Origin of the sequence: Streptomyces sp. NPDC018833 (genome assembly GCF_044390825.1) — a bacterium.
Lineage (GTDB): Bacteria > Actinomycetota > Actinomycetes > Streptomycetales > Streptomycetaceae > Streptomyces.
This window is the reverse complement of the sequence record NZ_JBIRZM010000002.1, coordinates 34,478-60,676: the sequence shown is the minus strand read 5'-3', so window position 1 is coordinate 60,676 and position 26,199 is coordinate 34,478. Positions and strand designations below refer to the sequence as shown.

The window sequence follows — 26,199 nt, the reverse complement described above, 5'->3', positions numbered from 1 at the left end:
GCTTCTTGCGGGAGAGGGCGGGCGCCATCAGCGCCTCCCTTCCGCAGCCGCACCAGGCGATCCGCCCAGGCGCCCGAGTGGCGGCGCGAGGACGAGGTGCTCCGCTTCTTCGGCGCCGACCGGCTCGGCGAAGAGGTACCCCTGACCGAAGCGGCAGCCCATGGCGATCAGCAACTGCTGCTGCCCCGCGTTCTCCACTCCTTCGGCGATCACCGTGAGGCCGAGCGTGTCCGCGAGATGCGTGATGCCCTCGACCAGAGCGAACTGTTCGGGAGAGCGCCCGAGTTCGTCGATGAACGACTTGTCGATCTTCAGTATCGAGATCGGGAACTCACGCAGATAGCTCAGCGACGAGTAGCCCGTTCCGAAATCGTCGATCGCGAAGCGGATCCCGAGGTCGGTGAGCGAACCCATCTCGGACCGGATACGTTCGTCGTTGGACATCAACACACTCTCAGTCAGTTCCAGAACGAGAGACGACGGTTCGATGCCGGAGAGATCCAAGGCGCGCCGGATCACCTGATAGAACGCCTCGTCCCGGAACTGACGCGGGGACACATTCACGCTGACGTAAGGTTGGCTGCGGTCGGCCATCCCGTTGCGCCGCACGGAGCCCTGCCACCGGACAGCCTCGGCCGCGGCCCGATCAAGCACCCAGGCGCCGAGCGGCACGATCTGCCCGCTCTCTTCGGCCAGCGTGATGAAGTCCTCCGGTAGCACCATGCCGCGTGTGGAGTGCGGCCAGCGAACGAGCGCCTCGAAGCCGGCGATGTGCCCGCTGGCCAGCTCCACGATGGGCTGGTAAAGCACCATGAACGCAGTCTCGATCGGCGAATTGTCCAGGCCCTCCTGCATCCTGGCGCGCTCCGCCATGCCGCTCTGCAGATCCGGGTGGTAGCGGCGCCACTGGCGCTTGCCCGCCGTCTTCGCCGCGTAGAGCGCGAGATCGGCGTGTGTCAGCAATTCGACCGAGTCGATGCTGTCCTCCGTCGTCGCGACGCCGATGCTGGCGTACGTACTCACCGGCCCCACACTGAGCCGGAACGGCTCGGCGAAAACGGCCATCACATGTTCGGTGAACCGCTCCACGCCTGCCGGCGTGACGGAACCCTCCACCAATATGGCGAACTCGTCACCGCCGATGCGCGCGGCGGTGTCGGAGGCACGGACGGCGGTCTGGAGCCGGAGTGACAGGGCGACCAGGAGTTCGTCGCCCACATTGTGGCCGTGTATGTCGTTGACGACCTTGAAGTCGTCCACGTCGACGAAGAGCACGCCGACCACGGTGCCGTCTCGCTGAGCCTGGATCAGGGCGTGGCCGACCCGGTCCTGGAAGAGCAAACGGTTGGCCAGGCCGGTGAGCGAGTCATGGAACGCCTGGTAGGTGAGCTCGCGTTCGAGCTTGCGCTGTTCGGTCACGTCCCGAAGGGTGAGTACCACCCCACCGACGGTTGCCTCCTCGCGCAAGTCGCTCCACCTGACCTCGACCTCTATGGACGCCCGGTCGGCGCGTGCCATGCGCCAGTGTTCGCGCATGGTCTGGTTCTCCCGGCTCCGCATCCTGCCGAGTGTCTCGACCACCGCGCGGCTGTCCTGCGGCGGCACGAGATCGAGGAGGTGGGTGCCCTCCAGGGACGGAATGCCGAGCATCTGGTAGGCGGAGGGGCTGGCGTAACGGACCCGGTCGTCGTCGTCGAGGATCAGGATGACGTCGGAGGCGTTCTGCACCAGCGTGCGGAAGTACGCCTCGCTGTTGCGCCGGTTGACCTCCTGGGCGAGGGCGACCCGCGCCACGGCAAGAGCCGTCTGTGCGGCGAGGGTTGCCAGCGTTTCCCGCAGCACGAGCAGGTCCTGCTCGTCCCCGGCCACGATGAGCGCGCCTATCAGCGAATCGCCCGAGGGGTGGTCCTGCGAGGTGAGCGGGCAGACGAGCGCATGGCTGTGGCGGGTCGACTCCTCGTCGCCCGCGAGGTCGGCGGCAAGATAGGGTCCCACACCGTCGAGGGCCACCAGGCGGTTGTCGCCGGAAGCGAGCAGTTCCCGTACGGCTGCGGTCACCCGCTCGCACACAGGCCCGCGTATGCCCTTGTTCCCGCCGTTCAACAAGAGCATGTTGTCCGGCAGGGTGAGCAGCGCGGTACGCGGCGAGCCGTGCTGCATCAGGTCCGTCGCCGCGGAGTGGGCGACGGCGGCCACATCCCGCACATCGCCCGCTCCGCCCAGCGACGACACCGCGATACGCAGCACCTTCTCCCGGCTGACCGCCTGCCGGTGGGTCGCCACCACGCCCGCCAGGCGGTAGAGCACCAGAGCGAAGAGCACCGCGGAGAACACCCCGATGACGCCGACATTGGCACTCACGCGGCGCACCGCCTGCGTCAGGAGGAGCGTCGGCGCGATCAGCGATGCCAGGATGAGCAGGGTCAGCTGGCCCCTGCCGGTATCGGCGCGCCGTTCCACCGGCTGGGTCAGCGACCGCATGGACGGATCGAGTGCGGCGGCCGCCCAGGCGCCGTACAGGGCGGCCCAGCCGAGCTCGACCGCGCTACCCGTGCGCCAGGTGCCGTTCAGTTGTATCAGGCCGTAAGCAACATCGGCGGTGAGCAGGCCGACGGTACCCACGGTGAGCAGCATGAGCGAGCGGCTCTTGCCGCCACCGCCGACGAGCAGGCGCAGCAGCATCGCCAGAACGAGGACGTCGCCGAGCGGATAGGCGATGGAGAACGCCTTCTGTACCCACGTGAGATCCGCGACCCGTGCCAACGGATCGATGAGATAGAGCCACGACAGCAGTGCCAGACCGACTGTCAGCATCAGCGCGTCGACGAGGCTCGCGCGGTCGCGCCGGGCCGTGCGCCAGCGGACGAAGCCCAGCAGCCCGGCCGCATAGAGCGGATATGCCGCGAGATAGAAGCCGTCGGCGGCCGATGGGAACGGCACCTCCTCTTTGTACGACTGGATAAGGAGGATCTGAGTGGCCTGGCCCGCGGCGAAGGCCAGGTTTCCCGCAGCCAGCAACAGCCAGGAGAGTCGATGCGCCGGGCGGTTGAGGAAGACACCCAGGACAATACCGATGACGCCGGTCATTGAAATGGCGAGGAAGATCAGCCGCTGTTCCGGAAATGTGTAGTAAATCGCGGTCAGTACGGCGATGCATGCACTGACGGTGGCCATCGCGGCCTGGCTGCGCAGTCGCGCCTTCACCCAAGTCACCTCCTGGGAGGGCCACTCGTCAGGCGGACCGGGTTGGGCGAAAGCCACTGGGCGACGGCGGAGAGCCCGCGGGACCGGGCTGACAAAGGAGAATTCTCCAGGGTCGAGGGCTCTTCCCTGGTCGCCTGTGAACACGATCGCCGGTATACACGGTCGCTGGTATACGGGCTCCTTCACGCCGAGAGATCGACGTGTCTTCCATCCAGACTACTCGGCTCGCCATTTCCCGCACGCGCACGGAGGATGCCGATTCGGGTCGCGAGATACCGGCCCGTGCGTGACAATGGAGGACGCGGAAAGCGGACCGGACCCACCCAGTGATGCTCGGCTCCTGACGGAGCGTGGAGTCCCCATGCTCTACGATTACCGCCTGATCTTTTCTCCTGTTGGCAGTCTGCTCTTCTCCGCGGCGGGCTTCATTTCGCGCCTTCCGTTGTCGATGATCGGCATCGGCATCGTCACCATGCTGTCGCAACTCGGCGGTGACTACGCGCTCGCCGGCTCGGTGTCCGCCACACAAGCGCTTGCCGCCGCGGTGATCGGGCCGCAGATCTCCCGGCTGGTCGACCGCCATGGCCAGCGCCGGGTCGTCCTGCCGGCGACGGCCGTGACGGTCGCCGCCATCTGTGCGCTGCTGCTGTGTGTCCGCTACGCCGCCCCGGTCTGGACGCTGTACGTTGCGGCGGGCCTGGCGGGCTGCATGCCCAGCATGGGCGCGCTGGTCAGGGCCCGCTGGGCGGAGATCCACCGGGAGTCGCCGCGGCTGCTGCACACCGCGTACTCGATGGAGTCAGTGCTCGACGAGGTGATCTACGTCGTCGGCCCGATCCTGGCGATCACGCTGTCGACCAGGGGATTCGCCGAGGCCGGACCGCTGTCGGCCGCGGTCCTGCTCGCCGTCGGCGTCCTGCTGTTCGCCGCCCAGCGACGTACGGAACCGCCGGTGCGCCCCGAACCGCAACGCGCCGGGGGCTGGGCGCTGCGCATACCGGGACTCGTCCTGTTGGTGGTGGCGCTGACATTGGTGGGTGCGTCCTACGGTTCCGTGGAGGTCGTGACGGTGGCGTTTGCCGACGCTCACCACAACGAGGCCCTCTCCGGCCTGCTCCTGGGCGTTTTCGCGCTTGGCTCGGGCCTGGCGGGCGCGGTCTTCGGCGCGATCAGGCCGCGGGGGGCGATCCCGCGGCGGTTGCTGGTCAGTATCTGGGTGATGGCGGTGACGATGGCACCCCTGCTGTTCGCGACGAATCTCGCGATGCTGGCGGGGATGCTCTTCGTGGCGGGCATGTCCATCGCGCCGACCATGACCATCACGATGGAGCTGGTGGGCCGCCTGGCACCGGCTGCCCAGCTCACCGAGAGCATCACCTGGATCGTCTCGGGTCTCTCCGTCGGCGTCGCAGTGGGCTACGCAGCGTCCGGGTGGGTCGTCGACGCGGCGGGGGCCTCGGCGGGCTACCGGGTGCCGTGCGCGGCGGCCCTGCTCGCGGCCTCGACGGTCTTCCTCGCCCTGCCACGGCTGACCCGCGCCAGCGCGCAAGTGAGCGCGGCAGGACTGCGGTGACGGCCTGCCCGGACCCCGGCCACCGTCAAGGGTCCGTCACGTCACTGACGGGCCCTCATGAAGGAGGCTGGCCTCCGAAGCGGAGCTTGTACTGCGCCTTGCCGTTCGGGAAGTCGTCCAGCGTCCCGCCGCCCCAGTCCAGGTTGAAGTACGCCTGATACTTGGAGTCCTGGACCAGCTCGGCCATCCGGTCGATGAAGTAGGGCGAGTCGCCGCCCCCCGCATAGGCGTCCCCCTTCAGGTACAGGCCCCATTCCGGGTAGGACTTGGGCTTGTTGTGGGCGGCGGCGAATGCCTTGAACTCGTTCACGCCCATGGTGGTGGTGAGAGTGTGGTTCCACCGCTGAGCTGGCGTGGCGCCCGGGTGCTGCCACCACACGTCGTAGATGTTCAACCCGACAATGTCGACGTAGGCATCGCCGGGGTACAGCGTCTCGAAAGACGTGACCTTGCCCGAGGGTCCGACGGCCATGTTGTAGTCGAACTGGAAAGCCGCTCCGGTACGAGCACGCATAAGCGTGACCACGCGTCGGAACATCGCCCGATAGGCCGCCGGATCGTCAGTACCCTGCCACGGTCCGATGATCTTGTTATTTCCCTCGTATCCGAGGCGTACGACCGTATCGCCCAAGCCGTTCTTGACCATCAGGTCAGCGAGGCCTTGAAACTGGCTGTCGTACTTGCCGGCAAGCCCGTCCGCGAAGTTGCCGTCCTTGGGCAGCATATGCAGCCCGAGTATGAACTGCCGACCGGCCGCGGCCTTCTTCCAGTCACCCCAGTACTTGAACGCGTACTGATTCCACTGGGTGTTCTCGGACGGGTCCGCATAGTCGGTCGCGTGAACCGGCGACCGGCTGAGCCAGGTCTGGAAGTTGTTCAGCTGATCGGTTTTCCCCGGGCCGACATAGACGCCCAGGTGGGAGGAGGTGACGGCACCCTCGGACGGCACGGCCATGAGCGAAATCGTAACCGCCGCCATGGCCAGTATCGTCGTCATCCTTCGCTTCATTCTCGTCCTTCCTCACCGACTTACCCGACCAGGCTTCCGGCACTGGGTTGCACCTGAGCCACCCGGGTCGCCCCGCGGCTCCGTCATTCTTGGGAATGCCGCACATACAGGGCAACAAGAGATCGCTACTAGGTGCTTTCGTAGAGGAAAGGGGCCTTGCCTACGGGGTCACAGGCGTGCTGTCCCGGCCGCTGGGGTTCACGGAAGGAATCTGTGGCGCGGTGAGCACACCGTTATCGCGTGGGGGGCGGCGAAAGCGTCGGGCAGGCTGCATGCCTGTTCACGAATGCCGCATATGTCCGTTATGGGAGGCTCGCCCAGATATCTCTTCCGTGGCCCGCTGCTAACAGGCATCGTTGGAGCGGAACGCGGCATGGCGCATGTCACATCATCCACGAGGCTGGAGCCGTGTGTCCTCGGCAGGCCTTGAAGACTCCGGAGGACCGTTCGTCGGCCGATTGCAGCATCCGGGCTGCCCGCTCCCGGCTCGCCGAGGCCGACAGCGTCGGCCACCGCCGCCGACCGCATCGAAGCCACGCAGCCGGCCCTGGCCCAGTTGCCGCAGCGGTTCTGGCGTGGACGCCAGACGCTGATCCGTACTGACTCCTGCGGGAACCCACGAGTTCGTCGCCTTGCCTTCCCTGCGCGGGCGCCGGCTGTCGTACGCGGAACTCGACGGCGACTGGCTCAAGTGCCGGCTCATCGGGATGCGGCTGATCGTTCGAGAAGAACGCCCGCATCCCGGCGGCCAGAACTGGTCCCCCCGAGCTGGCGGGCATCTGAAGTCGGCGGACCGGCCGACCCCCGAAGGCGGCGGCGGTCAGTGTGAGGACCGAGAGCACTGCCTCACGCCCCTGGACGAGGTCACTGGCCGGCATCGCCTCGCGACGGTCGAACCGGTCGGAGGCGACACCGCCAACCAGCACCAGCACCAGCACCAGCACCTGCGCGACCAGCGGGACGGGCCAGGGCGACAGCGACGACGAACATCGCGGTGGGGGACAGCGTGTGGACCTGCCGTGCGAGCGCGACGAGCAGGCCCTCGTCACCCAGCAGCGGAACACTCATCCGATCCACAGGAATCGGAAGTCGTGGTGGGCCCGTGGCGGAGAAAACACACTCGGCGCGCACGGCCCGCGATGTCGATGACCGCATCCAGGGCCTCTGCTCCAGCGAGTGCCGCAGAGACAGAGCCGTGAGCCTCTCCTTGGGTCGGCCGAAGTCCTCGTCGGTGTTCGCGGCGATCATTTGGAGGCGGAACCCGACACACGGTCATGCGGGCGAGCGGATAGGCGCGCCAGCGCGGCGTAGACCTGGCGTCGCCGCGCCGGTCGTTGACGTCGAGGCCGGCGAGCGCGGTGGCGAGGGAGGCTGTCGGGCGACAGTACGCAGGTGACGGAGGAAGCCCGGTGTCCGCGCAGCTGTGCTGCGCTCGATTCGTTCCAGGAGGAGCAGCCGGTTCGGCAGCCCGGTGGGGGAGTCGTGGGAATCAGGCGAGTATTCCCTCGGCTGACGACCTGACGACCTGACGACCTGACGACCTGACGACCTGACGACCTGACGACCTGACGTGTCGTCGTCGAGGATCAGTCTCGCGTCCAAGGCATAGTGCTCGAGCGGAGCAGTCGTTGCCCGCCCGGTCAGCCCGTCGGCTGCGGCCGTACGGCACCGATCGGAAGCGCCCCGGAGATGCTCTGGCCGAAGTAGTCAACCGTTCCCGGGTCCACTCCGAACAACGACCGCAGGTCCAGGCCCCTTCCCGCCGGACTGTCGCACTCGGGCACCATGGCAGCGGCGCCGTCGGTGCGCGTGATGACCGGATCCCTGCCGCCTGCCAGGCAAGGGTCGGCCCGCACGCCGGTCGGGGTTGAACCGTGCAGCTCCTGCCCGACGGCCGAGCGCCAGTCCGCCAGATCCGTGAAGGTCCGGTTTCCCCATCGCACGGTCCACGGCCCTGCGGCGTTGTAGTAGTCGTTGCCCTGCAGGACGATCTCGGCCGGTGTGTACGACTTCGCGGCGTCGACGAACATGGCCTGGGGACTGACGAACAGATTGTTGCGCAGCGCCACGCCGTGCGGTCCCCCCGACACCCGGACGGCTGTCGCCTCCCCCTGCCCGGCACGTGTGAGCACGACCGTGTTGTTGTGGACCTGGAGGTCCTCGATCCGCGCGCCGTGCACCGTCAGGCCGCCGTTGCGGGCGAGCTTGCGCCCATCGTCGCTGCTGATGTTGAAGCGGATGGTGTTTCCATGATGCGCGCCGTTCCTGAACCGGGTGTACGCGTGATAGCCGGCACCGTCATTGCCGAACGAGAGGTTGTACTGAACCGTCGACAGCGAGGTGTTCTGGTCCAGACCGAAGCCACTGCCGTCCACTTGGGAGCCCGTGCGATTCCCGTACGAAACGTTGTGCTGGAACACCAGGCGGGTCGAGTCGTACGCCCAGATCCCCACCGGCCCCTCAGGCGCGTCCGTGGCGGAGTCCGACCCGTTGTCGTGCGCGGTGGACCGCTCGACCTTCCCGTCCCGCACACTGCCCAGGATGATGCCGTTACCCGTGTGGTGGTCATGCGCCGTGGGATCGCCGGCGTTGTGATCCACCTCCACACGGGACAGAGTGACGTCCTCATGGGCGAAGTCAGGTGACTCGGCATCAAATCGCGGACCGTACGTCAGCAGGCCCGCATCCTTGTTGTCATGCAGTCTGGAGTCACTGACCCGCACATCCGTGAAACCAGCCGCGCCACTGCCTCCGCCCACCACCACGCCATACCTGAACCCGGATACATCAACCCCTGATACACGGACGTGTTTCGACTTCCTGCCGCCCGGGTGGTCCGCGTAGAAACTGATTCCGCTCCCGCGCGCGAAGCTGTCGGCGTTGCCCACGATCCTGAGGTCACGGATCTCCACGCCTGCGGTGTTGTGAACGGTGATGCCCGAGCCGCCGACAGCTCTGATCGTGGCACGTCCGTTTCCGTACGAGCCGATGATCAAGGGCTTGCCCGCCCTGCCCGCCTGGTCGGCGCCCAGGCTCAGCCGCCCCTTGAAAGTGGCCCCCGCCTGGAGCAGCAGCCGGTCATCCGGCTTGAATGCTTCGCGGTCGGCCCGGCCGAGGGTCCGCCATGCCGTGCCGGGCGACCGGCCGTCGTTCTTGTCGTCGCCGTCCGGAGCGACATAGAAGTCGTGCTGAGGCGTGTAGTGAGGAACGTCTGCGCAGCCGTTTCCCAGCAGGACGCCCAGCGCAACGGCAAGGGCTGCCGGCCACGGGGTCTTCACCCGCTCAGCCATCAGCACTCCACAGATTCCTCCAGAGCCGGGACCGGGCTCGTGGCCAGGTTCCGCACCGCTCGCGACCTGAACCAGTCGACGGTGCGGCGCACTCCTTCCTCCACCACGATCTCCGGGCACCAGCCCAGCCGCATCCGGGCGCGCCCGATCACGGGACGCCGGCGGACCGGATCGTCGACAGGCAGGGGAAGAAATCGCATCTCCGACCGCGATCCGGTCACTTTCAGAACGAGCTCCGCCAGTTCCAGCACGGTGCGCTCCTCCGGGTTACCGAGATTGAACGGCCCGTACTCAGTCGAATCGATCACTGCCACCAGGCCCCGGACCAGGTCATCGACATAGGTGAAACTCCGCGTCTGCTTACCGTCCCCGTAAATGGTGAGCGGCTCGCCGTCCAGAGCCTGGCGGATGAAGCTGGACACCACACGACCGTCATGAGGCCGCATGCGAGGGCCGTAGGTGTTGAAGATCCGGACGATTCCGACGTCGGTCCCAAGGCTGCGCCGGTATGCCGCGGAGAGCGCTTCCGCGAAGCGTTTGGCCTCGTCGTACACGCTGCGTGGCCCGATGGGATTGACATGACCCCAGTACGCCTCCTCCTGGGGGTGGACCTCCGGGTCGCCATACACCTCACTCGTCGAGGCCAGGACGAAACGGGCTCCGTGCCGGGCGGCCAGTTCCAGGGCGTTCTCCGTCCCCCGGCTGCCCACGGCGAGCGTCCGGAGCGGCAGGCGGTGGTAGTCGGGCGGAGAGGCCGGGCTGGCGAGGTGTGCCACGACGTCCACCGGGCCGGATACGTCCATTCCGTCGGTGACATCGGCGCGAATGAACTCGAACCGTGCCCTGCCCAGCAGGTGTGCGACGTTCTCCGGCTCTCCCGTGGAGAAGTCGTCCAGGCAGCAGACCGAGTCTCCTCTGCTCACCAAGGCATCGCACAGATGCGATCCGACGAATCCCCCACCACCGGTCACGACGACACGCATGAGTTCCTCCTTGAGGCCATGGCGGGCTGCGGGCGGCCGAGCGCGTGCAGCGTCCAGCCGGCCGATCGCCATGCCGCCGCGTCGAGGGTGTCACGCGCGTCGAGCATCGCCGGGCGGCTCACCACCCTCGCGAGCTCGGTCGGGTCGATGTCGCCGTACTCAGGCCACGCGGTCAGGTGAAGCACGAGGTCCGCCTGCTCGCACGCCTTGGACACGTCGAGCGCGAACTGCAGTTCGGGGAAGGCGGCCCGGGCATTGTCGAGGGCCTCCGGGTCATGGACGCGCACCCGCGCGCCCTCGCTCCTGATGGCGGCCGCGACCGCGAGAGCCGGTGAGTCGCGCACATCGTCACTGTCCGGTTTGAAGGCCGCTCCCAGGACCGCGACATTGTGGCCGGCGAACGATCCACCAATGAGTCGGCGGGCGAGCGCGACCGTACGCCGGCGCTGCCGGGTGTTGATCTCGTCGACCTGGTGGAGAAAGGCCACGGCCTCGCCGACTCCGAGCTCCTCCGCGCGGGCCGCAAAGGCACGGATGTCCTTCGGGAAGCAGCTGCCTCCGAATCCGAGACCCGGCTGGAGGAAGCGGTGCCCGATCCTCGAGTCCTCGCCGATGGCCTCGGCCAGCGTCACCACATCGGCGCCCGCCGCATCGCACACCTCGGCCATTGCGTTGATGAACGAAATCTTCGTGGCCAGGAAGGAATTGGCCGCCACCTTCACCAGTTCGGCGGTGGCGGGATCGGTGCTGAAGAACGGGACGCCCGCGTGCACCATGGGCGCGTAGATCTCCCGGAGCACCGCCTCGGCGCGATGTGATGCGACGCCCACCACGAGCCGTTCCGGTCGCATGGTGTCCTGGACGGCGAACCCCTCGCGCAGAAACTCCGGATTCCACGCGATCTCGACGTCGGGCGCGATCCGGTGCAGACGCCGGACGAGCCGGGCCGTCGTACCGACCGGGACCGTGGACTTGCCCACGATCAAACTCCCGGGGCGCACACGCGGCGCCAGCCCGTCCACGACTGCGTCGACGTACCGCAGGTCGGCCGCGCAGGAATCGTGCTGCTGCGGCGTGCCCACGCAGACGAAATGCGTCTCGGCGAAAGCCGCGGCTTCGACGAGGTCAGTGGTGAAGCGCAGCCGGCCCGATGCCACGGTCCTGGCGAGCAGGTCCCGCAGTCCGGGCTCGTAGATCGGCGGCCTGGCATCGGACAGCGCGGCGATCCGCTCGGCGTCGATGTCGAGGCCGAGGACCTCGTGCCCGATGTCCGCCATGCAGGCGGCGTGCACAACGCCCACATAGCCGGTTCCGATGACTGTCATCCGCATGTCGATCTCCTTGCTGAATCATGCTGCCGGTCGGCGAAGGTGGAGGGAGCCGCACGGTCGGTGCCGCTACTCGCGGGCTTCAGCCCGCCGCGTAGCCGGTCGGGTTGAGCCGCTGGAAGCGCCATGCGTCGCGGCACATCGCGGCGAGATCACGGGTCGCGCGCCAGCCCCATTCCCTGGTCACCGCGCTGGGATCGGCAACGAGTTCCGTGACGTCGCCCGGGCGGCGGTCGACAACCTCGTACGGGATGGTCTTTCCGGACTCTTGGCCGAACGCCGCCAGGAGTTCGAAGACCGACGTGCCGGAGCCAACGCCCAGGTTGAACACCCGCAGGCCCGTACTGTCGCCGAGGTGCTCCAGAGCGATGCGGTGGGCCTCCGCCACATCCATGACATGGATGTAGTCGCGGACGCCCGTGCCATCGGCGGTGGCGTAGTCGCTGCCGAACACCCTGAGGCGCTCGCGCCTGCCGGCGGCGACCTGAGCCAGGTACGGCATCAGGTTGTCCGGCTCTCCGGGAGGGGAATCCCCCAGCAGTCCGCTGGGGTGCGCTCCCACGGGATTGAAGTAACGCAGTGACAGCACGGTGTAGTCCGGGCGGCAACGGCACACATCGGCGAGTATTTGTTCGCAGGTCCACTTGGAAGCCGCGTAGGGGTTGCTGGGCCGGGCTGGGGCCTGTTCGGCCAGCGGGCTCGTGTCGACGTCCCCGTAAATGGAGCAGGACGAGGAGAACACCAGTCGGCGCACCCCGTGCTCATGCATGGTCGCCAGCAGGGCAGTGGTCCCGCCGACGTTGACGTCGTAGTACTCGACAGGCAGACGCACGGATTCCCCGACGGCCTTCTTCGCGGCGAAGTGCACCACGGCGTCCACGTGGTGACGGTCGAACACCGGCGACAGAGTTCGCCGGTCCCGCACGTCCACTTCGAAGACAGCACTCAGGAAGCGGCCCGTCAGGCCCTGGATCCGTGAGAGGACCTGCGGCGAGCTGTTGGAGTAGTCGTCGACCGCGATGACCTCGTAGCCGTGGTCGAGCAGTTCGACGCATGTGTGGCTGCCGATGAAACCGGTGGCACCGGTCACCATGATCGTTGAGGGATTCGTCATGGCTCTCTCCTTCGGGGGTCGCGGGGCCGATGTCGTGTGAATGTCCCAGCGCCTCACCAGCCGAGGACCGCGCCCAGATACGGCGGGTAGACCCGTACGGCCAGGGCGAGCGGAAGCAGAACCGCGACACCGGTGACGATCGGCAGCCGGGCGGTCGCCAGGGCCGAGCGGACGGGCGTGCCCGCCGCTCGGGACGTCTCCAGCACGTGCAGCAACGGCACCACGACCGCGACCGTCGCATGGGCCGAGGCACCGAGGAGGCACAGGAAGACGTAGCCCGCCTGAGGACTGGTCATCTCTCCGTAGAAGGCGACGGCGGACAACATCACGGCAATCAGGGCGAACGGAGCGACCAGCCGGGTGAGCAGCGGCTCAAGACCATTGCGGACCTTGGGGGTGACCTTGAAAACGACCGGTCGTGGCCGCACCTTCTGCCGTATTGCCGTGAGCACCCCCCAGGCGACGAAGGGCCAGCGCGCGAGGGCGAACAGCCAGCCCTCCCAGCTCAGAACAGGAGCTGCGGACGGGCGCAGAAGTCCGCGCCGCCGCATCAGCAGCAACGTCGTGAGAAGGCAGGCGCTCAAGGGCCAGAAGTGAAGCAGGAAGTCGATGAGATTGACGTTGATCCATGGCAGCCCGGTGGCCACAGCGATCGGCGAGAGCAGGAGGCCGCCGCTGATCGTCAGCGCGAGCAGCGGGTAGAACCAGAGCGCATACGCGAAGCGCAGTCGCAGCAAGACCGGCAGCCGTCCGAGATGCCGCGGAAGGAGACCCAGAAGCATGGTGGTGAGGCTGCGTGACCACTGGAACTCCTGGGTGACCATGTCAGCGAACGTGAGCGGTCCCTCGCCGTGCGCCTCGGCGTCGATGGCGAAGGCTCCGTGCCATCCGGCCGAGTGGAGCAGGAACGTGGTGGAGAAGTCCTCCGCCAGCTCCGGGCCGATGCCCCCTATGTCGCGCAGAGCGCGGGTACGCACGGCATAGTGCGATCCGATGCACATCGGAGCCAGCCTGTTGGCATGCCCGAGTTGGCAGGGGCCGTGATACGGCGCCTCTCGATGCATCCTTCCGCGCGCTGCCCAAGAGCCCGCGGCGTTGGCGTCACACACGCTCGGTGCGGCCACATAACCGATCGCGGGATCGGCGAACGGGCGGACCATCTCCGCGAGATACGTCGGGCTCGGCACGTGGTCGCAGTCGAGCTGGGCCACCACGGCGTAGTACCGGTAGCCCCAGTGGTCATAGAAGTAGGCGAGGTTGCCTTCCTTGCACTTGGTGCGACGTGGCCAGGTCGCCCGGTGATACGCGGCGACTCCGCGTCGGCAGGAGACGCGCACACCGTTCTCACGGCACCAGTCGAGGCTCTCAGGCGTCGGGTCCTCGTCGCAGAGCCAGACGTCATAGGCGTGAGGGAAATTCTGCCTGAGCATGGCCTGCAGCGTCTGGCGTGCTGTGGTCCACTCCTCCGACGGAGCGTGCGTCACCACGAACGCCACCGGGGTGCGGGGAATCTCCAACGAGGGTGCGACCTGGCGCAGGCGGCCGACTGCGATGAGGAAGTAGCACGGGAGAGAGGTGAGATACAGCAGGAGCACGCTGTTGACGATCAGCCCGGCCCAGCCGGCACGGTGCTCCGGTTGCAGCCACCAGAGCCAGAACCAGACGAAGCACAGGGCCCAGCCCATGGTCAGTGCGGCGACCACCGCCCTGTCACGGATGCCGAGCGCGGGAACGAAGGTGTCGCGGCGCGGCATGCGGGAGCGGGCGGGATGGGCGAACACCGGGCCGTCGCTCGTGATCCGCGCAACGTTGCGGCGCGAGAGCCGCCGGATCTGCGCCTCGAGAGCCGCTTGCTCCCGTTCGCCCGCAGGAGCCATGCGGCCGGTGCCGCCGTCGGCCTCCGATGCGAATCGCTCCATGAGACACGTCCTGAAGATCGTGCGGGACCGGCGCGGGATGCGCCGTATCCTGTTGCCGTATGTTTACGTCGTATATGTACATCTTGCGCGGATTTATGCATAGGGTCAAGAAGCGGAGACTGACCAGGAACGATCTACATCTGGAGGCGAGGCACGATGCGGGACTCGGAGTCCGGCTGGGGTCGGCGCGCCGGGGACTGCGGCCGTTACGGTCGGCTGAGCGCGGCACGCGTCGTGGCCACTGCTTTGGACATCGTCGACCGCGAGGGGCTCTCGGCGCTGAGTATGCGCAGGCTGGGAGCTGAGCTCGGCGTGGAAGCCATGGCCCTGTACCGGTATGCAGCCGGCAAGGACGCCCTCCTGGACGGGATGGTCGAGGCGCTCAATCTCGAGGTGCAGGGCCTCCTCGCCGCCGGTGGCGAGGAAGCGACGCCTCCGGTCGGCACCGCGCAGCATCCCGAATGGCGCACCGAGCTGCACCGGGCCGCCGAGGCGACCTATCGGGTCTCCATGGCGCACCCCCGGGTGGCACCGCTCCTGGCCATGCGGATGCCGGCCGTCCTCAAGGAACACAAGCGTGTGCTGGTCCTGCTCGAGCAGGCCGGCCTCGACGAGAGCGGGGTCTCCGGCGTATTCCGGGCCTTCACCAGCTGGGTCCTCGGCTACGTCTTCGTGGAGCTGCGAGCCATGGTGGACAACCCCGACGAACCCGATCCCGCATTCCGGCTCGGCCTGCACCGCATGCCCGCGCAGGAGCTTCCCCGACTCCGGGAGATCGCCCCCGCCATCGCCGAGCACGGCGGGCTGGACGGGCTGGCTACAGGGCTGGACGCACTGCTGGACCGCTTCGCACGGGATGCCTGAGGGCCTCTGACCTCGGCCGAATGTCGATGTTTCCCCGTACACCGGCCCTGATCTTCCCCGTGCACCGGCCCGACCCGGGCGCTTCACGAGGAGACGATGGGCGCGCTGGACACGGCCGTGCGCCACGGCAACGCGCTGTACGCGGCCTGTCGAACGGCAGCCCCGGTCAGACCGCTCGGGCCGCCGCGATCCTCACGGCGCTCCCCTGCCCGCCGACAGCACCCACCTGAGATGGCCGGGGGCCTCACGGCCAGAGGTGCAACAGCCAAGGAACCTCGACGTCGGAGACCGCCCGCCCCGGGCTCGACCACCTGACGCCGCGCGCGGACGCCGGTCCGCACGCGCTTTCCTGTCGCCGTCTTCGCCGAGTGGATCGGCGACAACCGGTGGGAGTTGGTGTCCGTCGCCGATGTCGACGACGGCGAGACCCTGCGGAAGGGGGGTGCACTGGCACGCGAGTGTGTTCCCTTCCCGCTGTGGTGGCCTTCAGCTGCCCGCCTTCAGCACCGCCGCCACCAGCGGCCCCGCCGACTTGCCGCCCCGGCCGCCCTGTTGGACCACCGCCGCCGCGGCGAGGTCGCCGCTCCATGCGGTGAACCAGCCGTTGGGCTTGGTCTGGCCGTCGACCTCCGCGGAGCCCGTCTTGCCGCCGATGTCCGAGCCGACGCCCGCCATGGCCTCAGCGGCGGAACCCGATGTCGCGGTGTAGTTCAGTAGGTCGCGCAGCTGTGTCTGCGCGGACGGGTCCAGCTTGCGCGCGGCCGTCGCGAGCGTGCGGTCGTCGACGTCGGGCGAGACCAGGTAGGGCTGCCGGAAGACGCCCGTCTTGGCCGTGGAGATGATGGACGCGACGTTCAGCGGGTTCATCCGTACCCCGCCCTGTCCGATGAGCGAGGCCGCCATCTGCGCATCGCTCTGCACCGGCACGGCCCCGTCGAAGCTGGACACCCCGATCGACCAGTTGTTGAGCCCGAGCCCGAAGACCTGCTGGGCCTGCTTGGTCAGATCGTCGTCGTCGAGCTTCTCGGCCTGCGTGATGAAGGCGGTGTTGCAGGAGGCGGCGAAGCTCGATCGGAACGTACCGTTCTTGATCTCGAACTTCTCCACGTTCTGGAACTTCCAGCCGCCGTACGACGCGTATTTGGGGCACGGATGCGGCTTGTCGGTCGAAGCGAGGTCCTTCTCCAGCAGCATCGACGACGTCACGATCTTCATCGTGGAGCCGGGCGCCAGGGACCCCTGGAGCGCCGTGTTGAAGCCAGGGCTCGAATTGGCGGCGGCGAGGATCTCACCGGTCGACGGCTTCATGACGACTACGGACGCCCGCTCGCGCTCACCCACTTCCCGCTCGGCGGCGGCCTGGGCGGTCGCGCTGAACGTGGTCCTCACTGTCCCCGGAGTGCCGTCGGACAGCGTCAGCAGCGTCTTGTCGGGGGTCTCGTCGTCACTCTCCTCGCTCGCTGCCGAGCCGTCGTCCTTCCGCGAGGCGTCCGCGCTGTCTCCGCGGACCACCCGCAGTTCGATCCCGGCCCTGCCCCCGGCCTTCTTGCCGTACTTCTCCCGCAGCCCGTCCAGGACGGTTCCGAGCGAGGGGTAGTCCGCCTCGGTGAGCTCCGCGCCGTCCCGGTCCACTGCCTTGACGGGCGGGTCCCCGGCCTCACCGGTGACCAGGGCGTCGCCCTGCTTCAGGTCCGGGTGGACGACGGACGGCTGCCACCCGACGAGTGGCTTGCCGTCCTTCGCCCCGCGGACGATCGTGAGCCGGGAGTCGTAGGCCAGGGGCTTGCTCCTGCCCTTGTACGAGACGGTGCCGGAGACCTTGAACGTCACCGTCGCGCCGGACGCCTCGCCACGGGTCAGCGTCACATCGTCGATGTGCGCGTTCTTGCGGAACCCGGTCAGCGCGGTCTGCGCCGCTGCCGTGTCGTCGGTGTACGCGGCGGCCTGCGCGGCGTTGCCCAGCTGCCACGCGGCGAGGAACCTGTCGGTCGTCGCCCTCACTTCCGCGGCCGTCACCGGGCCTGCCTTGACCGACTTCGCAGTGCCGCCGGCCGTCGTGTCCTCGTCAGCCACGGCGCCGTACATGCTGTACGTGGCGAACCCCGCGCCGCCCACGGCCACCACGACCACGCCGCCGATCAGCGCAGGATGTGTTCTCCTGCGCGCGGCGCGCCTTCTCTTGCCCACAAGTCCTCCGCTGTTCGCCGAGCCCCCCAGCTCCTCACCAAGAAGTCCCCACACTAGGGGCGGCAGATGTGCGGCCGCTCCTCAGCCCCCCGCCCTCGGCCCCTCACGTGGAGAACGGCCGCGACGATCGGGCCCGCCGCATCGCTGCCGTGGGCGTCCTCTGGGCCACCGCGGCGGCCGCGACATCGCCCCGGTCCCCCGCGAAATCCCGCGAACCGGCTGGTTGGACGTGGTCCGGCCGGGGACCGGCGGCAGTTCCACAGTGCCTGTGCGCAGAGCGGGGGACTGGGGGCGGCCTGTGAGCCGGGCTCCCGGCCCGTACTCTCCCTGAAATCAGGCCCCCGTCCTCACTCTCCGTCGCTGTCATGCCGTCCCGATCGCCTGTCACGCCGCCATCCGACGCGACAGTACCCGTCCGGAATGGTCGAAGTAGGCGGATTTTGAGTGCCGAAGAGGGCCCAAGTCCCGCCCAGGGGCGATTCCGGCGTGACAGCCCGACGGCATGACACCCCCGGGAGCAGGCCGCCCGGCCCGCGACATCGACGCCGGCCGAACCGATGCGCACGACTCCGTCGGCCGCATCCGCTCCTGGCGGATCTGACGCCGTCCGGCCAGACGGAGGGGAGTTCGCCATGACCGAGTCGGAGGCTCCGCCCGTGGGATGATCTTGAGGCCCTGACGCGCTTGCTGCCCGGCCGGCCAGCCGGCCGATTTCAGCCTGTGTTCAGGGTCGCCGTAGCCACGCCCGGACATGCGCGGGCCCGGCCCGGATCGAGTGATCCTGGGCCGGGCCGGATCCGTCTGCCGGTCAGTCGAACGCGGCGGCGAACATGCCGGGCTCGTAGGAACCTCCCCGCTGGTGCACGATCACGGCGAGCCGGTTGGCCGCGTTGATCAGGGCGACCAAAGAGACCAGCGCGGCGATCTGGTCGTCGTCGTAGTGCTTGCGCACCTGGGCCCAGGTCTCGTCGGACACGCCGTGGTGGGCGTCGGCGAGCCGGGTGCCCTCTTCGGCGAGCGCCAGCGCGGCCTGCTCGGCCTCGGTGAACACGGTGGATTCGCGCCAGGCGGCGACCAGGTGGAGCCGGACAGCGGTTTCCCCGGCGGCCGCGGCCTCCTTGGTGTGGTAGTCGATGCACCAACCGCAACCGTTGATCTGGCTGGCGCGCAGCGACACCAGCTCCTGTGTGGACTTCGACAGCGACGACTGCTGGATCAGCAGGCCGGCGCCTGCGAACCGCTTGCCGAACTTGGCGGCGAACTCGTTCTCGAGCATGTTGAATCGGGCGTCCATGACTTCGTCCTCACTCGTGGTGTCGCACTGGACGAACACGAGATGCCGGCGACCCGCTCCTTGTGACGGGGAGGTGGTGTGACGTGTGCCACGGCCCATGGGTGTCACAAAGCTGCGGGGACCAGCGTCTTGTGCCCGTGGCACCGTCGAGAGCGAACAGGCAGGAGCAGCCGGTGGAGAGCGAGCGCACAGACGACACGGCCGGGCAGCTCGCCGGCGGCGGACACACGGACCCCGCCACCGAGGTATTCGTCGCGCATCGCAACCTGCTGTTCACCGTCGCCTACGAGATGCTCGGCTCGGCCGCCGACGCGGAGGACGTTCTGCAGGAGACGTGGTTGCGGTGGGCGGGTGTCGATCTCGGCACGGTGCGGGATCAGCGTGCGTACCTGGTCCGGATCACCACCCGCCAGGCGCTGAGCCGGCTGCGTACGCTCGGCCGCCGCAGGGAGTCCTACGTCGGTCCCTGGTTGCCCGAGCCGTTGCTGACCGCCCCGGACGTGGCCGAGGACGTCGAGCTGGCCGACAGCGTGTCGATGGCGATGCTGCTGGTGCTGGAGACGCTCACGCCGACCGAGCGGGCGGTGTTCGTGCTGCGCGAGGTGTTCGATCTGGCGTACGACGAGATCGCCGAGGCCGTCGACAAGAGCCCGGCCGCGGTCCGCCAGATCGCGCACCGGGCACGGGCACACGTCGCGGCGAGGCGGCCGCGCGGGGTCGTTTCCCCGGCCGAGACCCGAGACGCGCTCGATGCGTTCCAACGGGCGGCCGAAACCGGCGATCTGCAGAGCCTTCTCGACATCCTCGCGCCGGATGTCGTCTTCCTGGGGGACGGTGGCGGAGTCAAGCAGGCCGTCCTGCGGCCGGTCGTGGGGGCCGACAAGGTGGCCCGCCTGCTGGCCGCCGGGCTGGGCAGGATCGCGGCCGCGGGGTCGCTGCGGCCGGCACAGGTCAACGGCTACCCGGCGCTGATTCTCCGGTTCGACGGCGCGATAGACACCGTCGTGGCGGTGCGCATCGACGACGGCCTCATCACCGGGCTCTACGCCGTGCGCAATCCCGAGAAGCTGTCGTACATGCAGCGGGAGACCGCCCTGCGCCGCTGAGCCGGGGCCTCGGAAACGAACGCAACCGGCATCACCACGTGCACGTCGCTGCCGGGGCCGGCACAGCCATCGCATGGCCCTGCTTGCTGTGATTTTCGACGAGTACGTCGCCAAGTTCGCGATGCCCTGACGGCCCGTTTCCGGGCAGTGCGACGACGCCCATGGGCAGGTTGGCGTCCGCAGGCCGACTGTCCGTCCCCCGGATCGACGGCCGCGGACTGCTCGCCGAGCCTACGAGCCCCGCCGCGTCGGAGGGACGGGCAGCAGGCCGAGCAACTCGTCGAGGTCCGCCTCCTTACCGACCCCGGCCGCACCGTCGCCTCCGCCCGGAAGACCGAGCCCGTCAGCCTCTGTCGGTCGGCGCCGAACCGGTACGTCACCGGGCCGTCGGGAACAGCCGCCGCGGTCGCCTCCTCGAGGGATGTCGCGCGCAGGGCGGCCAGGACGCCTGGGGCGAAGGAGACCTTCTCCCGCACCCGACGTTACGGGGCCCGGGACGACCGCGTACCACTCGACGAAACGGATCCCCAACTCCCGCTGCCCATCGGCCAGTACGTCCAGGCGCTCCGGCGACACCCGGGCCGGCGCTCCCCGCCGGCGCACACGTCTTGCGCGGAGTGCCCGGCGCGCGGCGGCAGGCGACAGCAGGGGACCGCGAGTGATGTGGACGCCGCGGCAGGAGTTGTTGGGCCCGGGGCGGACCGGCACGGCTGCGTTGGGCCTGGCACCATGGGCGATCATGAAGGCGACGGCGACGGCGACGGCGACCGCGACAGCGACAGCGACAGCGACAGCGACAGCGACGGCGACGGAGGGCGGCGGCCGGCGGCTCCGTGGGAAGAGCGGTGCCCTGTGGACGGTGGGGCCGGTGGCGCTGGCGCTACTGACCGGATGTGGAGCGTCGCACCACACCTGCACGTTGACGCACGCGCCTGCGGGAATCCGGGTCGAGGTCGCCTCGGCCCTGGCGGACACGCTGGACCGAGCGGCTCTCACGGTCTGCTGGGACGGCGGCTGCCGACAGCGCACGCTGCGGCTGGGGGAGGCCGGGTCCCCGGAGCCGGCGGTACCGCAGAATCCGGCGATGACCACCGAATCCGCCGCCCCCGCCGCACAGACACCAGCCGCCGCCCCCGACACCCGTGGGACTTCTCCCTGGCCCGGTTTCGCGGTCATCGGGGACCTGCCGGGGAAGCCGGTGCGTATCAGGCTGGTCCTCGAGGACCGCCAAGGTGCGGCCGTCCTCGACCGGCGGGTCACCGCGACCCCGCGGCCGACCCACCCCAACGGCCGCTCCTGCGCGCCCGGCGGCCACCAACTACGCCTGACAGCCACGGCGGAAGGCTCGCTGATCCCGGACTGACGGCCGCCACCGCACGCACCGGTGCGAACCCACCGCAAGGCCGTCGTGCGGAGCGGTGTCGCGCAGCCGAAGCTCTGGGGTTCCTCAAGTTGTGATTGACGAGCCGATCATGAGGGGCATCTCCCTCGCACAGACCACAACGGACAGCAACGGGGCAGCAAATGGAATTCCTGTCGATCGTGGGCATCGCGCTCGTCGTCATGGTGCTCATCTCGGTGATACGCGGAAGCAGAAGGGGTGGTTCCTCGCGTAGGCGATCTCGGGGTGGCGATGGCGGCGGTCACGCGTGCGGGGGCGGCGGCTGGTCCTGCGGGGGCGGCTCGTCCTGCGGGGGTGGCGGAGGCGACTGACACCAGTGACCCGACCGCGCCTGGGCCCACCGCCAGGCCGTGCTCACCCGGCGGCCCTGCCCAGGGCTCGGCGGCAGCGCGCGATCTCGTGGCCGGTCCGGAGACCTCTGCCGGACCTGCCGCGGGCTTGCCGTGGACCTCCACGAAGGGCACCAGCCCCTCGTCCGTCACCTACCTCGACGAAGACGCCTGAACGGCCGCGGTTTGGTGACCCTCCCCTGCAGTTTCTGGCCCACCGCGGTGCGGTCGGCGAAGGCCTGGAAGCGATCGGCTGCAGTGCCTTCAAGGACAGTTTGGCCTCCGCGTCGCAAGTGTCGAACGGGAGGAACTCGCCGGAGATTCGCTGTCCGACCTCGACGGCATCGGTCGGAGCCTCGATGTGCCGCCAGGACGGTGCGGGGATCGAGAGGAAGCCGACGCCGGGTACCTAGAAGTGAGTTGAGTACGAGTACGGATGGGCACAGGCCTGGCCTGACGAAAGAGTGCAGGTCACGGAGGGGGCGCTGCCCCCTCCATGTGGTCCTGTACTCAATCTTCTCTGAGGTACGTCATGCGAAAGTTAGGAACAGCTGCAGCGGTGCTCGTGTTGGCGGGCGCCGGCCTCGTCAGCACGGCCGGGGCGGCGAGCGCCGCAACGGGTCACGCGGACAAGACCGGCCTGGCCGAGGCTTGTTCGAGCGCCTGGGGCAGCGGCACCAAGTCGGCCACGGACTCCGACTCCAAGCCGCTGAAGAACATCACGACCAGCCAAAGCACGTGCTACGACCGCATGGTCTTCGACGTCAAAGGCGTGAGTGGCAAGATCGGCTACCACGTCGGTTACGTGGCCACGTTCCATCAGGACGGTTCCGGCGAGCAGATCCCGGTCAAGGGCGGCGGCATCCTGCAGATCTTCGTATCCGCGCCGAGCTACGACCCGGCGACCACCAAACCGACGTATGCCGCGATGGCCGGGAAGCCGCTACCGGGCGTCAAGGTCACCGGATACAAGACCTTCACGGACACCAAGTTCGGGGCGAGCTTCGAAGGCCAGACCCAGATCGGCCTGGGCGTACGCGCCAGGCTTCCCTTCCGAGTGCACCAGTCCGGCGACAAGCTCATCGTGGACGTCGCACACAACTGGTGACCGGGTAAGGCACGCCGGGCCACACCTTTGCGCCAGGGCCTGTGGGTCAACCGGCATGCCGGATGACCCACAGGCCCTCCATGAGCCGGCGTCCCCCTCATCCCGAACCGTCATGCGAGCCGACCGGACGCTCGGGTGAGGGCGACGCCTGCCGGGCCGCCAGGGCCGGGATGACGCCTCCTGCGAGGACGGCGGACCGTTGGCGGTCGGTGAGCCGGTGGGTGACGCGGTAGTCCTCGTCCTTGGTGGTGTTGTGCACCAGCAGATGCGCCTCCTGGGCGTCGCCGAGCCGGGTCCGCAGACCGGCCAGGGACAGCCGGTCGCCCTGGTCGATCCGGTCGAAGTCAGCCGGGTCGGTGAATTCCAGGGGCAGGACGCCGAAGTTGGCGAGGTTCTAACAGTGGATGCGGGCGTAGGACCGGGCGAGGACGGCGCGCAGGCCGAGCAGGCGGGGCGTGATTGCCGCGTGTTCGCGGGAGGAGCCCTGGCCGTAGTTGTCGCCCGCCACGATGACGTGAGGGCCCGCACGCCGGGCGTGTTCGGGGTAGTCGGGATCGACGCGGGTGAAGGTGAAGTCGGCGAGCCTCGGGAGGTTGGAGCGATAGGGCAGGGCCTGGGCGCCGGCCGGTGAGATCTCGTCGGTGGAGACGTTGTCGCCGGCCTTGAGCAGCACCGGTGCGTCGAGTTCGTCCGGCAGGGGGTCGAGGTCGGGCAGCGCGGAGATGTTCGGGCCGCGGACCAGCTCCACCGCGACCGAGGTCTCGGGCGCGGGTGGGGCCTCCAGCATCGCGCGGTTGACCGAGGCCCGTTCCGGCAGGTCCAGGTGCGGCGGTTCGACTCCGTGCCGCAGTGCCCAGTCCCGGGGGTCGGTGATCTTCCCGGTGAGGGCGGATGCGGTGGCGGTCTCCGGCGAGCAGAGCCACACGGAGTCGTCCGAAGTGCCGGAGCGGCCGGGGAAGTTGCGGGGGAAGGTACGGAGCGAGTGCCGCCCGGCGGCCGGCGCCTGGCCCATGCCGATGCAGCCGAGACAGCCGGCCTGGTGGATACGGGCCCCGGCGGCGATCAGGTCGAAGGTGGCACCGGTCCGGGTCAGATCCTGGAGCACCTCGCGCGAGCTCGGGTTGACGTCGAAGCTGACCCCTCCGTGGGTCTGGCGGCCCTTCGCCATCGCGGCGGCGACGGCGAAGTCGCGCAGGCCGGGGTTGGCGGAGGACCCGATCACCACCTGGCTCACCGGGGTGCCGACAACCTCGCGGACCGGGACGACGTTGCCGGGGGAGGTGGGCGCGGCGATCAGCGGTTCGAGGGTGGAGAGGTCGATGACCTCCGTGAGGTCGTACGGGGCGCCGGGTTCGGCGGTGAGCGGACGGAAGTCCTCTTCGCGGCCCTCCGCGCGCAGGAACCGCCGTACGGCCTCGTCGGAGGGGAAGACGCTGGTGGTGGCGCCCAGTTCGGCGCCCATGTTGGCGATGACGTGCCGGTCCATCGCGGAGAGCGTGGCCAGGCCGGGGCCGTGGTACTCGATGATCCGGCCGAGACCGCCCTTGACGCCGTGGCGGCGCAGCAGTTCGAGGATGACGTCCTTGGCGCTGACCCAGTCGGGGAGTTCGCCCTCCAGGCGGATCCCCCAGATGTGCGGCATCCGCAGGTAGAGCGGCTCGCCGGCCATGGCCCGTGCCACGTCGAGGCCGCCGGTGCCGACGGCGAGCATGCCGAGCGCGCCGGCGGCGCAGGTGTGGGAGTCGGAGCCGATGAGCGTCTTGCCGGGGACGCCGAAACGCTGCATGTGGGTGGGGTGGGAGACGCCATTGCCGGGCTTGGAGTACCAGAGGCCGAAGCGCTGGGCGGCGGAGCGCAGGAAGAGATGGTCCTCGGCGTTGCGCTCGTCGGCCTGGAGGATGTTGTGGTCGACGTACTGCACACTCAGCTCGGTACGCACCCGGTCCAGGCCGAGCGCCTCCAGTTCCTGCATCACGAGCGTGCCGGTGGCGTCCTGGCAGAGGGTCTGGTCGACCCGCAGGCCGATCTCCTCGCCCGGCGCCATCCGGCCGTCGACCAGATGAGCCGCGATGAGCTGGTGCGAGGCGGTGAGCGGCTCGGTCATGGTGTTCTCGCCTCCGGTGGTGTGCGGTTCAGGTCCGGGATGCCCGTTGCCCCTCACCGGTTCGTGGCCCGTCACTCCCCGGGTGGGGTTGCGTCGGCATCGTCCTCCGCGTGGCTGCGTACGGCTTCCTCCTCGACAGCCGGGCCGGCCTTCTCGTCCGGCGTCTCGTCGCCGGTGTCGCTGGGGGAGCCGGTCGGGGCCGGCCGCCCCGCGGTCTCCTCCGGTACGCCGGCCCCGGCAGGTGGCAACGTGTACGTCCGGCCCTCGCGGCCCCACTCGCCCCAGCCCGGGCGCCGCCCCGCGTCCATCGCCCGCAGGCACGGCCGGCCGATGTGGGCGTAGACCAGGCGCCGTATCCGGTGCCGCACCGCCTCGGGGCCGATCTCCTGTACGTGGGCGTGGCCGCCGACCCCGCCGCGGAAGCGGATCCGCCGATCCCAGCCGGCCGCCTCCGCGAACATCAGGTCGGCGCCCGCCGCCCAGGTCGGGAAGGTCCAGAACTCCGGCGCCCACACAACCACCGTCCCGTCGAGTTCGATCCGGTATCCGCAGGTGGGATGCGAGGTGTGGATCACCGGACACGCACGGATGCGCAGGTCACCCAGGTCGAGGTCGCCCATGCGGAGCGGCACGTCATGGTCCGCCGCCATGCGGCGGAGAGCCGACCCGAGCTCGGCCCGCTCGTCCGTGACCAGCCAGCCGTCCAGGCGCGGCGGCGGATCCGCACCGGGCCCGGCGTCGAAGGCGACCGAGCGGCGTCGGTGGCGGAGCAGCAGACCTGCCGGTGCGTAGCGCGGCGAATTCATCGCGCCCACTCCCAGCAGGGTCAACCGCAGATGTGACGCCACGTGCGACACCTCCAGACCGGAATCCTCTGCTCGAACGCCGCTGCCGCCCGGTGCCACGGGCACGCACGAGACCGACGGCAAGCCGGGGGAGCGCCTCCGGGGCTCGTGCCTCCTGAGCTCGTGTGTCACCGCTCTTCCGCTGGACCTTGCGCCGCTCGAACGGCCCCGTCCCCGGGATGCGCACCGTGCGGAGGCGGTCGCTCGGGTCCGCTCCTCTTCGGCCGCGCCGCACCCGCTTCGGATCGGAAGCGTCATGATCGGCACCTCGCACCCGTGTGTGGGTTCGTGGGACAAGGGCCCCAAGGGAGGTGCATCCTTCCACCCCCGGTACCCCGGGCCCCGACTGTCGGTTGTCCAGTCCACCCACCGCCAAACCTCGGCGCACCGGGTGGTCAGGCCGGGTTGGCCAGCCGGGGGAGAGCGTTCGACAGGGCCGCCGACCTGCGGGTCGAGCAGCTCGAGCCGTGTTCCTGCCACGGACGGCCACATTCATTCACCTGCGGCAGCAGGGGCTCGCCGACCTGCGCCACACCGGCC

At 69.0% G+C, this 26,199-nt stretch carries 17 protein-coding genes and 1 pseudogene; 6 read left to right on the top strand and 12 right to left on the bottom strand.

Annotation, left to right across the window (positions count from 1 at the left end; all coding sequences use genetic code 11):
* Nucleotides 1-27: 27 nt before the first annotated feature.
* Nucleotides 28-3,390 carry a putative bifunctional diguanylate cyclase/phosphodiesterase gene (locus ACH5AF_RS04195; protein ID WP_398899848.1) on the bottom strand — a complete coding sequence of 1,121 codons (3,363 nt, stop codon included), beginning with the start codon at nt 3,388-3,390 and terminating at the stop codon, nt 28-30.
* Nucleotides 3,391-3,565: 175 nt separating this feature from the next.
* On the opposite strand from ACH5AF_RS04195, the gene ACH5AF_RS04190 reads away from it, so the two are divergent.
* Nucleotides 3,566-4,777, top strand: coding sequence for an MFS transporter (locus ACH5AF_RS04190; protein ID WP_398899847.1), 1,212 nt, complete (start codon nt 3,566-3,568; stop codon nt 4,775-4,777).
* A gap of 55 nt (nt 4,778-4,832) precedes the next feature.
* On the opposite strand, the gene ACH5AF_RS04185 is transcribed toward ACH5AF_RS04190, so the two are convergent.
* A complete protein-coding gene (locus tag ACH5AF_RS04185; RefSeq protein WP_398899846.1) occupies nt 4,833-5,774 on the bottom strand; it encodes a glycosyl hydrolase in 942 nt (313 codons plus the stop codon).
* A gap of 466 nt (nt 5,775-6,240) precedes the next feature.
* On the opposite strand from ACH5AF_RS04185, the pseudogene ACH5AF_RS04180 reads away from it, so the two are divergent.
* Nucleotides 6,241-6,538 (top strand): annotated as a pseudogene (locus tag ACH5AF_RS04180) (IS1380 family transposase); the annotation flags it as partial.
* A gap of 888 nt (nt 6,539-7,426) precedes the next feature.
* Here ACH5AF_RS04180 and ACH5AF_RS04175 read toward each other — a convergent pair.
* From ACH5AF_RS04175 to ACH5AF_RS04155, 5 genes are all read right to left on the bottom strand, one after another.
* The gene (locus ACH5AF_RS04175; protein ID WP_398899845.1) at nt 7,427-9,076 is read right to left on the bottom strand and encodes a right-handed parallel beta-helix repeat-containing protein; all 1,650 of its coding nucleotides are present in this window, start codon (nt 9,074-9,076) and stop codon (nt 7,427-7,429) included.
* Nucleotides 9,076-10,059 (bottom strand): UDP-glucuronic acid decarboxylase family protein, encoded by a 984-nt coding sequence (locus ACH5AF_RS04170; protein WP_398899844.1) that lies wholly within the window; start codon nt 10,057-10,059, stop codon nt 9,076-9,078. The genes ACH5AF_RS04175 and ACH5AF_RS04170 overlap by 1 nt, the downstream gene beginning before the upstream one ends.
* The gene (locus ACH5AF_RS04165) at nt 10,044-11,390 is read right to left on the bottom strand and encodes a UDP-glucose dehydrogenase family protein (protein ID WP_398899843.1); all 1,347 of its coding nucleotides are present in this window, start codon (nt 11,388-11,390) and stop codon (nt 10,044-10,046) included. Before ACH5AF_RS04165 ends, ACH5AF_RS04170 begins: the two co-directional genes overlap by 16 nt.
* A 79-nt stretch (nt 11,391-11,469) precedes the next feature.
* Nucleotides 11,470-12,501: a UDP-glucose 4-epimerase GalE gene (galE, locus tag ACH5AF_RS04160; protein ID WP_398899842.1), complete on the bottom strand. Its 1,032-nt coding sequence runs from the start codon at nt 12,499-12,501 to the stop codon at nt 11,470-11,472.
* A 53-nt stretch (nt 12,502-12,554) separates the two neighbouring features.
* On the bottom strand, nt 12,555-14,378 hold the full coding sequence (locus tag ACH5AF_RS04155; protein ID WP_398900431.1) for a glycosyltransferase family 2 protein: 1,824 nt from the start codon (nt 14,376-14,378) through the stop codon (nt 12,555-12,557).
* A gap of 198 nt (nt 14,379-14,576) precedes the next feature.
* On the opposite strand from ACH5AF_RS04155, the gene ACH5AF_RS04150 reads away from it, so the two are divergent.
* Complete coding sequence (locus ACH5AF_RS04150; RefSeq protein ID WP_398899841.1) at nt 14,577-15,284, top strand: TetR/AcrR family transcriptional regulator; 708 nt, start codon at nt 14,577-14,579, stop codon at nt 15,282-15,284.
* 486 nt (nt 15,285-15,770) lie between these two features.
* Here ACH5AF_RS04150 and ACH5AF_RS04145 read toward each other — a convergent pair whose 3' ends face one another.
* Both ACH5AF_RS04145 and ACH5AF_RS04140 read right to left on the bottom strand, forming a co-directional pair.
* Nucleotides 15,771-17,471 carry a penicillin-binding transpeptidase domain-containing protein gene (locus ACH5AF_RS04145; protein ID WP_398899840.1) on the bottom strand — a complete coding sequence of 567 codons (1,701 nt, stop codon included), beginning with the start codon at nt 17,469-17,471 and terminating at the stop codon, nt 15,771-15,773.
* Nucleotides 17,472-18,279: 808 nt separating this feature from the next.
* Nucleotides 18,280-18,765 (bottom strand): carboxymuconolactone decarboxylase family protein, encoded by a 486-nt coding sequence (locus ACH5AF_RS04140; RefSeq protein ID WP_398899839.1) that lies wholly within the window; start codon nt 18,763-18,765, stop codon nt 18,280-18,282.
* Nucleotides 18,766-18,938: 173 nt separating this feature from the next.
* Here ACH5AF_RS04140 and ACH5AF_RS04135 point away from each other — a divergent pair, with 173 nt between their 5' ends.
* The 3 genes from ACH5AF_RS04135 to ACH5AF_RS04125 all read left to right on the top strand — a co-directional run bounded on the left by ACH5AF_RS04135 (nt 18,939) and on the right by ACH5AF_RS04125 (nt 22,710).
* On the top strand, nt 18,939-19,871 hold the full coding sequence (locus ACH5AF_RS04135; protein WP_398899838.1) for an RNA polymerase sigma-70 factor: 933 nt from the start codon (nt 18,939-18,941) through the stop codon (nt 19,869-19,871).
* A gap of 739 nt (nt 19,872-20,610) precedes the next feature.
* A complete protein-coding gene (locus ACH5AF_RS04130) occupies nt 20,611-21,234 on the top strand; it encodes a hypothetical protein (protein WP_398899837.1) in 624 nt (207 codons plus the stop codon).
* 927 nt (nt 21,235-22,161) lie between these two features.
* On the top strand, nt 22,162-22,710 hold the full coding sequence (locus tag ACH5AF_RS04125) for a hypothetical protein (RefSeq protein ID WP_398899836.1): 549 nt from the start codon (nt 22,162-22,164) through the stop codon (nt 22,708-22,710).
* 97 nt (nt 22,711-22,807) lie between these two features.
* On the opposite strand, the gene ACH5AF_RS04120 is transcribed toward ACH5AF_RS04125, so the two are convergent.
* The 3 genes from ACH5AF_RS04120 to ACH5AF_RS04110 form a co-directional block, all read right to left on the bottom strand.
* Nucleotides 22,808-22,969, bottom strand: a complete 162-nt coding sequence (locus ACH5AF_RS04120) for a hypothetical protein (protein WP_398899835.1) — start codon at nt 22,967-22,969, stop codon at nt 22,808-22,810.
* Between the two features lie 135 nt (nt 22,970-23,104).
* On the bottom strand, nt 23,105-24,814 hold the full coding sequence (locus tag ACH5AF_RS04115; protein WP_398899834.1) for an aconitate hydratase: 1,710 nt from the start codon (nt 24,812-24,814) through the stop codon (nt 23,105-23,107).
* Nucleotides 24,815-24,885: 71 nt separating this feature from the next.
* Nucleotides 24,886-25,662 (bottom strand): MBL fold metallo-hydrolase, encoded by a 777-nt coding sequence (locus ACH5AF_RS04110; protein ID WP_398899833.1) that lies wholly within the window; start codon nt 25,660-25,662, stop codon nt 24,886-24,888.
* Between the last annotated feature and the right edge of the window lie 537 nt (nt 25,663-26,199).

Excerpts from the sequence above, each read along its gene's own strand:
- ACH5AF_RS04170 (WP_398899844.1), bottom strand. The coding sequence starts at position 10,059 with ATGCGTGTCGTCGTGACCGGTGGTGGGGGATTCGTCGGATCGCATCTG.
- ACH5AF_RS04115 (WP_398899834.1), bottom strand. The coding sequence starts at position 24,814 with ATGACCGAGCCGCTCACCGCCTCGCACCAGCTCATCGCGGCTCATCTG.
- ACH5AF_RS04185 (WP_398899846.1), bottom strand. The coding sequence starts at position 5,774 with ATGACGACGATACTGGCCATGGCGGCGGTTACGATTTCGCTCATGGCC.
- ACH5AF_RS04155 (WP_398900431.1), bottom strand. The coding sequence starts at position 14,378 with ATGGCTCCTGCGGGCGAACGGGAGCAAGCGGCTCTCGAGGCGCAGATC.
- galE (WP_398899842.1), bottom strand. The coding sequence starts at position 12,501 with ATGACGAATCCCTCAACGATCATGGTGACCGGTGCCACCGGTTTCATC.
- ACH5AF_RS04140 (WP_398899839.1), bottom strand. The coding sequence starts at position 18,765 with ATGGACGCCCGATTCAACATGCTCGAGAACGAGTTCGCCGCCAAGTTC.
- ACH5AF_RS04175 (WP_398899845.1), bottom strand. The coding sequence starts at position 9,076 with ATGGCTGAGCGGGTGAAGACCCCGTGGCCGGCAGCCCTTGCCGTTGCG.
- ACH5AF_RS04165 (WP_398899843.1), bottom strand. The coding sequence starts at position 11,390 with ATGCGGATGACAGTCATCGGAACCGGCTATGTGGGCGTTGTGCACGCC.
- ACH5AF_RS04190 (WP_398899847.1), top strand. The coding sequence starts at position 3,566 with ATGCTCTACGATTACCGCCTGATCTTTTCTCCTGTTGGCAGTCTGCTC.
- ACH5AF_RS04130 (WP_398899837.1), top strand. The coding sequence starts at position 20,611 with ATGAAGGCGACGGCGACGGCGACGGCGACCGCGACAGCGACAGCGACA.
- ACH5AF_RS04150 (WP_398899841.1), top strand. The coding sequence starts at position 14,577 with ATGCGGGACTCGGAGTCCGGCTGGGGTCGGCGCGCCGGGGACTGCGGC.